This is a genomic window from Cytobacillus oceanisediminis, from assembly GCF_004366035.1.
Taxonomy (GTDB): Bacteria; Bacillota; Bacilli; order Bacillales; family Cytobacillaceae; genus Cytobacillus; species Cytobacillus oceanisediminis_C.
The window spans coordinates 1-7,442 of record NZ_SOEE01000037.1 but is presented as its reverse complement, the minus strand read 5'-3'; the positions used below and the strand labels follow the sequence as shown (position 1 = coordinate 7,442).

The window sequence follows — 7,442 nt, the reverse complement described above, 5'->3', positions numbered from 1 at the left end:
ATAATAGAATCACTAGTGCGAATAGATGCTTTTGTATTAGAGAATACTTTTTTTATATATTTAACCCTATCTGAAGTTTCACCTGATAGTTCTCCAAATACTAAATCATGAGAAGGGCTTGTTTGAACAATTATGTTTTCCTCGTTTATAGTAGATTCAATAAAGCATAAACCGCCCATCACATTATTATTTGGGAAGGCATTTAATAGTATGTCGAGATGGCTAATACCGTTTAATAAGGGAATGATAACCGTGTTTTTACCCACAAATCGTTTAATATCTTCGACAGCACTATCCAAGTGATATGATTTAGTACTAACTAGAATTACATCATAATCTTCAGGGGGATAATTAGCTGTTATTGTTTTCGGCAAGAAATTTACGCTCCCATGGATACTTTGTACTTTTATTCCATTTCCGTTTATTAACAATTGTTTGTTTTTCCTTACCAAAAACGTAACATCCACTCCGCTTTCAAATAATCTTGTTCCAAAGTATCCTCCAACTGCTCCAGCACCAACAACTAATACTTTCATAAGATACATTCCTCAATTCATCAAATTAGTTTTTCAGACCCACTTATTTGTCTTTTTAATAATGCATTTTCACGTTTTTAAGGAGCATCTTAGCCAGGTATCAGGGTTTCCGAAAATTTAGGTATTTCAATTATTTACGGTTAATGCACTAAACCCTTCCCTTATTGTTTCTTTGGAAATTTACAAATCATTTTTTCCTGTAAACCCCTCATTTAATCCTTCAATTATGATATTCCTAAATTAGATCGAACACCAAAATGGTACAATGGATGTAGAACTAGCTGATAAAACCGTAAGACTTCCGCTCTTGAAATCATTGAATATTCTGATAATAAAAGATTTTTTGTATATATGTATAAACGAGATTGACATCTAATGGATCATGAATAACAATTTTGATATTCCATTTTCTTATTGTGATATTCATTCATCAATATGATATTTACTAATATCTTTTCTGGTTGAACTCTACATCGATCCTGTATTAATTGAAAATGTATTTTCTTCCTAATATGCCCCCTCTACACCCGATAGAATACCTTATTTTTTTCGTCCCTATAATATAAATGAACCAAGCAATAATATTATTTTCCTCCGAATAAGTATGTTTTTTTGGAATATACACTCCAAAATCTAGACGTAAAAATTATATAATATACTTTATGCGATATCAATTAATTTGAATTTAATTACATGTAAACAACATTAAATAAAATTTACATTTAAAGGTATAAAATCTAATTTATATAGTATCAATGTCAATAGTTTTTAAGTTATAATACAGATATGAATAACTCATTAAATATACCTAAAAAACAAAAACTTACAAAAAAGGGCCAAGAAACCCGCTCTCGAATTATTGTAGCAGCCGCAGAATTGATGTATGAACAGGGCGTAGCTAGAACTACAATTGAAGACGTTCAAAATAAAGCAAAAATAAGCGCATCACAGATGTATCATTATTTTAAAGAAAAAAAAGAGTTGGTACTGGAGGTTATTTCATACCAAACTTCAAGAGTAATAGGAACCCATACACGGTACCTTAGTAATCTTGACTCCTTCGAAGCTCTATATGCTTGGAGGGATTTTATTGTAAATATTCAAATAAAACGAAATTGCGAAGGAGGCTGTCCTTTAGGGTCACTTGCAAGTGAATTAGTTGAAATAAATTCAGATGCACAACAGGAAATTATGTCTAGTTTCTTTGAATGGGAAGATAGTATAAAAAAAGGTTTACGTTATATGCTTAATCATGGTGAATTAAATTCAGATGCTGACCCTGATAAACTAGCACTTGCACTACTTGCGGCACTTCAAGGTGGCCTTTTGTTAACTCAAGTAAGGCGAGATCCAACACCAATTATCGTTGCGTTAGATACAATGATTGAACACATAATCTCATTCAAAAAAGTTTAAAAGTATTCCTATCAAGTTTTATCACTATTAAATTTATACTTTACAAATTACTTTATACATTTCCATAAATGATTTATTTAAAATTCAATCCACCCGTTAGGAAGTTTTCGACGTTTCATCGGCTATTTTTAAAGAAGATGAACAATATAATGACTGAAAATACCATATCCCGTAATATTTCTACTATCTACTTATGTCCAAACTTTGATTCAAAAGTTATTTATTTAAAGAATCCTAAATGGAGTAAGAATACATTTCAACCTAGGATAATTATTTTAGTCAAAAAAGAAGGGCCAATAACAAAAAAAACGTAATTAAGCCCTCCAAACATGGGAATTTGTACAATGCCCTTCAATTTTGTGCAGCAAACGTATGGCGTAGGGTTTGTGGCGAAATGAGTATATCTTTCAAATTTAAATAGGATGGTTCGCGAACACATCAGTACTTTTAGAATTTACAAAAAAACAAACGGAATTTTGTCCTCTTGTGATAGGCAGTCAGTTATTCCGCACACTCTCGTGTAAATAATACAATCCGCTCTTTTTTGCGTTTCCCTTATTGTATTGTTATCATTCGTCCCCGGGTTAATGCCCTTCTTGAGTGAAGGGCATAATTTATACTACCGCAAACGCTGACCAAACTAGACAGTATTAAACTAAAGCATCATTCTATGGAGAAACCGGAATCGGTAACACGTTCAACATTCATTAAATACATCGGTACCTCGATATCTCCGTTATCATTGGTTCCAAGGCTTTTTCGTCTTGATCAATTCTTACTTTTCTTCATTGGATAGCTTTTCTGTTGTGTAGACGCGATCAATTTTCCCCTCTGGGAAACGCCACTTTCTATTTTTGAAAAGGCTGCAACGTTCTATACCTAGACACATATAATATGTATCGAGTTCATATTCCACATATTGGATCATGGATAGATTCTTTAAAAAAGATGAGATTTTCATTTCCCCAAAAGGTGGAAGTGAGAACTTGTAGCCCCTCCCCCGCCTGAGCAAGAGTACCAGTATTCTGCATAGCAGAAGCCAACAAGACAAATACTACATATTTTTGTCGATACTGCGCTTTTCTTATTCCAGCAAACGGAGTTTTCGGTTGGCTCCGCATCATAAGTGTTTGTTTACAAGTTGTTCGTTTGTGTTCGTTTGTCTTCTTTTCCTACGCTTAAACCACCATATATACAATCCTGAAAACATGAGGAAAACAGGTACTAAGCCGGCGAGTGCATAGACAATTTTTAAGAACATGCTAAAATCTACAGCAGTATGGATCGGAAACAGCCACACCTTCCCGATCCAGCCAGGTGTTGTATCTATCCCTTGCTTTCCAATAATCTCGCCTGTGTATTGATTCATGTAAATTCGATTACTTCCAAACCCTGGATCCTGAAGGCGTTTTGTGCGGAACTCAATGGCTTTTTCCGGTGATGCTGGATAACGAATTTGGGAAAGAACATTGTTGTTTGGTTCATTCTCTTTTAATTTGGCAAGGAGTACATCTAGGGGCAGCTCCCCTTCAGGTGTTGGCTGTAACGTCAGCTCTTCAGCGGACATGGTGGAGTCGATACCAAACCATCCCAACATACCTACATAGAAAGGTATCAGCGCTCCACTTAGCGTAATTACCAGCAAAATGGGGATTGTATACACTCCGATTACTTTGTGCCAGCTGGAGAACCTCGCATAAGAATTAGGCGCGTTCTTTCTCAACTTTAAGCCTTGGATCGTCTTTTTAATTCCGGGCCACCACATATATAGTCCGGTAAGTAGAATAAAGGCTAGGATAAACCCGATCCATGCTACTACATAAATACCATAAACCGGAATGAGCAGAGTCGAGTGAAATGACTTCAACCATACGATAAATGGACTTTCATCACCCTCATTGCCATTTATCTCACCTGTACCTGGATCGATACTTAATGTATGAACCGTCTTTCCTTCTTTGACCCAGTAAAGATACGTTCCTAGGCCAAATGGGCCCTCCGGTGTGTAGATGCGATTAATTTTCCCATTCGGATAAGCTTCTTTAATATTGCTTTCTATTTCTGAATAGGTAGCATTCCCCGCACTTACATTGTATAGCTCCGGATGCTGGAATTTCTTAATATCATGATCAAAGACTAGAATGCTGCCTGAAACACAGAGTAGTACGATAAAGATTCCGAACACTAAGCTTAAATACAAATGGACCTTTCCAATTACCTTCTTTACACTCATAAAATGCACCCCATTTTCATATTTTTATAGATAATAGTAGGAATATTAAAGCATCTCCCCTGATCGATAGGTAAAATTTTTGCGGCTTTTTTGCGAAACATTCTATGAGTGAAAACAATAGGGTATTACACTAAGTCTACCTGCTTTTTATACGAATTCTACTAAGATTCAATTGGTGAAACTAGCAATTTCTTCAATCTTTCGACTGATCTCTTCCGACAATACCTCATACCCTAGTTCTCCAAAATGAAGTCCATCGTTTCTTTGCCCGCGCAATACCTCGTTTCGATTCGGCAGAGACATTATTCGCGCGAAGAAATCTAGGTAATGGCTGCCTGTTTCTTCACTCACTTCCCAGACGACATCGGCATATTGCTGTAGCACATCATTCGTCCGGGACTCCTGTAAACTCTCGTCAACCGGTGCAGGACTGATCAGGATCACCCTTTTTGGACCTATGATAGTAACCACTTCCGTTAGCTTACTCTTGAAGTCTGGCAGTGGAACCATTTTGTAAAAGGCAGCATCGTTCGCCCCAAAAAACACGGTCACTAGATCCGGCTCGTGAATTAAGACGTCTTTCTCTACTCTCTCCAGCGCATGAAACGTATTGTTGCCTGGCACGCCAGCATTTACAACATCCCACTCTGTGCCCAGTTTCGCTTCCAGCATGATCGACAACAAGGGACGATCACGTCCTTCTGTCCTCGCTGTTAAGCTATCTCCAAAACAGACTACTTTCATGGATGGGCTCCTTTCTACACGTAAAGGTAAGCTTAATTTCGAGGAGAGAATGAATACTTTTTGTACTCGTACTGGTCAGGAGGTCCAATTGCAATCCATAAATGACCTTTAGCTGGCTCCGCGATCACAGAAGCAAAAGTAATGATATCCGTCGCCTTCTCCCCTGGTGCCTGCATGCCTTCATCTCCTTCTATCTGGCACAGGCAATGCGGAAAACTTCCACGGTCACGCAAAATGTCCTGCATCACTTCTGCATTCAGCTTGCCCCTATTCGCGTCCAGCATCTCCTCCATCCGGGCAATTCGAACTCGCGAATTTTCAAGCTCAATGCCTGTTAAGCGTTCTTCATCCAGCAGCTGCGGACTGACGAAATGATTGGAGTGAGCTAGGATACCGTTCTTTGCCTCAATTAAGGAGATTTTGGATGGAATAGTTTCCACATCAGCGATCCCGCCTTGCTTGTCCAGCATAAGCAGGTTACGCGAGGAGGAGCGATAGACGATGTCTACTAGATTCACCGCTTCAGCCACCGTGCTGCATGTCAAAGCCAGTTTGGTCAAAAAGTACCGCGGGAATCCTACTCGCCACCCGTCACACGTCACAAAGTTGCCGAATGCCCCTACACCAGCATCGTTAATACCGATAAAGGAGATTTGACCCGCAGGCGTTAGCATCATGGTGGCTGGTCCTTGATCAGGAATCGACTCGATGACGATGCTCAGCTCACCATAAAAAGCAGGGAGATCCGCATTCTGACCGATGAGCGGTGAGCCGTCTGCTGTTACTTCTGAAGCCACTGCAAATGTTGTGCACTCTGTTTGATTCGTTTGAAAGATTTTATTCAATTCTGCCCGAACTTGCAGGAGATAGGATTCACCCAGGGAGATTCCCGCTCCTTCTGCCAACCCCTGAATTTCTTCATCAAATTGGGGGGCATATTTCTGGACGTAGCTGCGGTACTTCAGGGCAGCTTCAATTACTTCTTCACGTGTGGATACGTTGTATTTACGACGAAGACGCTCGGTAGCCATCTCCAAATTTTTATGGACCAGCTCTCTGCACGCTTCCCCATGCTGCTGGCCGATCTGGCGGTGTGTACCCTGAAATTGATAAAATGGAAAGCTTTTGGTAGAACGGTTTGAAGGCTTCTCAGACCTCGATTCACTCATGGATGGTTCTCTCCTTTGTACATAGATATTTGATATCAATCGACTTCTAACGGGAAATGACAGGCTGCAACATGACCTTTCTCATACGCCAAAAGTTCTGGTGCCTTTGTCTCGCAGAGGGGTTTGGCGTAAGGACAACGAGTATGAAAGTGGCAGCCAGGCGGGGGAGCTGCGGGATTCGGCAAATCTCCCTGCAAAACGATCCGTTCCTTCCGTTGCAACGGGTTCGGAATCGGAACGGCAGATAACAACGCTTTGGTATACGGATGCTTCGGATTGGAAAATAGAGTATTCCGATCAGCCATCTCCACGATTCTTCCCAGATACATCACGGCGATCCTGTCACTGATATGCTTGACTGCTGGTAATCCATGGGCAATAAAGATGTAGGTCAGCCCCAGTTCGTTTTGCAGCTTGTGAAGAAGATTTAAGATTTGGGATTGGATCGATACATCCAATGCAGATACGGCTTCATCACAGACAATGATCTTTGGATTCAGAGCAAGCGCTCGAGCAATACCAATGCGTTGCCGCTGCCCACCACTGAACTCGTGTGGATGACGGGTAAGATGGTGTGTATCTAGCCCAACGAGCCGTAAAAGCTCAGCTACCTTTTCTCTGCGTTCTTTTTTGCTGTATCGTTCAAATATTTTCAAAGGTTCCCCTACGATGTCCTCCACTCGCATGCGGGGATTCAGTGAAGAGTACGGGTCCTGAAAGATCATTTGCAGATTTCGTCGCGCTTCTTTCATTTCGGACTTACCTAGAGTAGAGACGTTTTTCCCCTGGAACCAAATTTCGCCTTCTGTTGGCTCCAACAGCTGCAATATCATCTGTCCTACGGTTGATTTTCCACAACCGGATTCTCCCACGATCCCTAACGTCTCTCCTTGTTGAACGGTGAAATCAAGACCATCTACCGCCCGTACATGACCCACCTCTGACGAGAATATCCCCTTTTTAAATGGATAGTATTTTTTCAGTTTTTTGACTTCTAATAACGGAGCCGAATCTAGTGCCATCGCGATCACCTCCCTATGTTTGCAAACAACGCACCAAATGATTCTCCTGATACTCTTCCAGCTGCGGCTTATTCTGTATGCATTTTACCGTCGCCTTTGGGCAGCGAGGGTGGAACGAACACCCCTTTGGCATCTCCAGCGGATTGGGAACGGAGCCTAAAATAGAATCCAATTCCTCCAGCTGTTCATCCATTTTCGGCAGCGACTTCATTAGCCCCATTGTGTAGGGATGCTTTGGATTAGCAAATAAATCAAAAACAGAAGCATCCTCCACCACTTCTCCGGCATACATCACTACGACCCTGTCGGCCATTTCCGCCAC

7 protein-coding genes are annotated in these 7,442 nt (G+C 40.5%); 1 reads left to right on the top strand and 6 read right to left on the bottom strand.

What is annotated here, in order from left to right; genetic code table 11:
• A partial coding sequence (locus DFO72_RS28800; protein ID WP_279587091.1) for a 2-dehydropantoate 2-reductase N-terminal domain-containing protein occupies window positions 1-536 on the bottom strand: 536 nt, incomplete at its 3' end.
• A 786-nt stretch (window positions 537-1,322) separates the two neighbouring features.
• Here DFO72_RS28800 and DFO72_RS28795 point away from each other — a divergent pair.
• Entirely contained in the window at window positions 1,323-1,952 is a 630-nt protein-coding gene (locus tag DFO72_RS28795) for a TetR/AcrR family transcriptional regulator (protein WP_113885898.1), read from the top strand.
• Between the two features lie 1,120 nt (window positions 1,953-3,072).
• Here the strand turns inward: DFO72_RS28795 and DFO72_RS28790 are convergent.
• The 5 genes from DFO72_RS28790 to DFO72_RS28770 form a co-directional block, all read right to left on the bottom strand.
• A complete protein-coding gene (locus DFO72_RS28790) occupies window positions 3,073-4,185 on the bottom strand; it encodes a PepSY-associated TM helix domain-containing protein (protein ID WP_113885896.1) in 1,113 nt (370 codons plus the stop codon).
• Window positions 4,186-4,353: 168 nt separating this feature from the next.
• Window positions 4,354-4,929, bottom strand: coding sequence for an SGNH/GDSL hydrolase family protein (locus DFO72_RS28785; RefSeq protein ID WP_113885895.1), 576 nt, complete (start codon window positions 4,927-4,929; stop codon window positions 4,354-4,356).
• 32 nt (window positions 4,930-4,961) lie between these two features.
• The gene (locus tag DFO72_RS28780) at window positions 4,962-6,098 is read right to left on the bottom strand and encodes a C45 family autoproteolytic acyltransferase/hydolase (RefSeq protein ID WP_113885894.1); all 1,137 of its coding nucleotides are present in this window, start codon (window positions 6,096-6,098) and stop codon (window positions 4,962-4,964) included.
• Window positions 6,099-6,133: 35 nt separating this feature from the next.
• Window positions 6,134-7,120 carry an ABC transporter ATP-binding protein gene (locus DFO72_RS28775; RefSeq protein WP_113885893.1) on the bottom strand — a complete coding sequence of 329 codons (987 nt, stop codon included), beginning with the start codon at window positions 7,118-7,120 and terminating at the stop codon, window positions 6,134-6,136.
• A gap of 13 nt (window positions 7,121-7,133) precedes the next feature.
• Window positions 7,134-7,442, bottom strand: a 309-nt coding sequence (locus DFO72_RS28770) for an oligopeptide/dipeptide ABC transporter ATP-binding protein (RefSeq protein WP_134177335.1), incomplete at its 5' end; no start/stop codon positions are given.

Coding starts and splice junctions, on each gene's coding strand:
- DFO72_RS28795 (WP_113885898.1), top strand. CDS start 1,323: ATGAATAACTCATTAAATATACCTAAAAAACAAAAACTTACAAAAAAG.
- DFO72_RS28775 (WP_113885893.1), bottom strand. CDS start 7,120: ATGGCACTAGATTCGGCTCCGTTATTAGAAGTCAAAAAACTGAAAAAA.
- DFO72_RS28785 (WP_113885895.1), bottom strand. CDS start 4,929: ATGAAAGTAGTCTGTTTTGGAGATAGCTTAACAGCGAGGACAGAAGGA.
- DFO72_RS28790 (WP_113885896.1), bottom strand. CDS start 4,185: ATGAGTGTAAAGAAGGTAATTGGAAAGGTCCATTTGTATTTAAGCTTA.
- DFO72_RS28780 (WP_113885894.1), bottom strand. CDS start 6,098: ATGAGTGAATCGAGGTCTGAGAAGCCTTCAAACCGTTCTACCAAAAGC.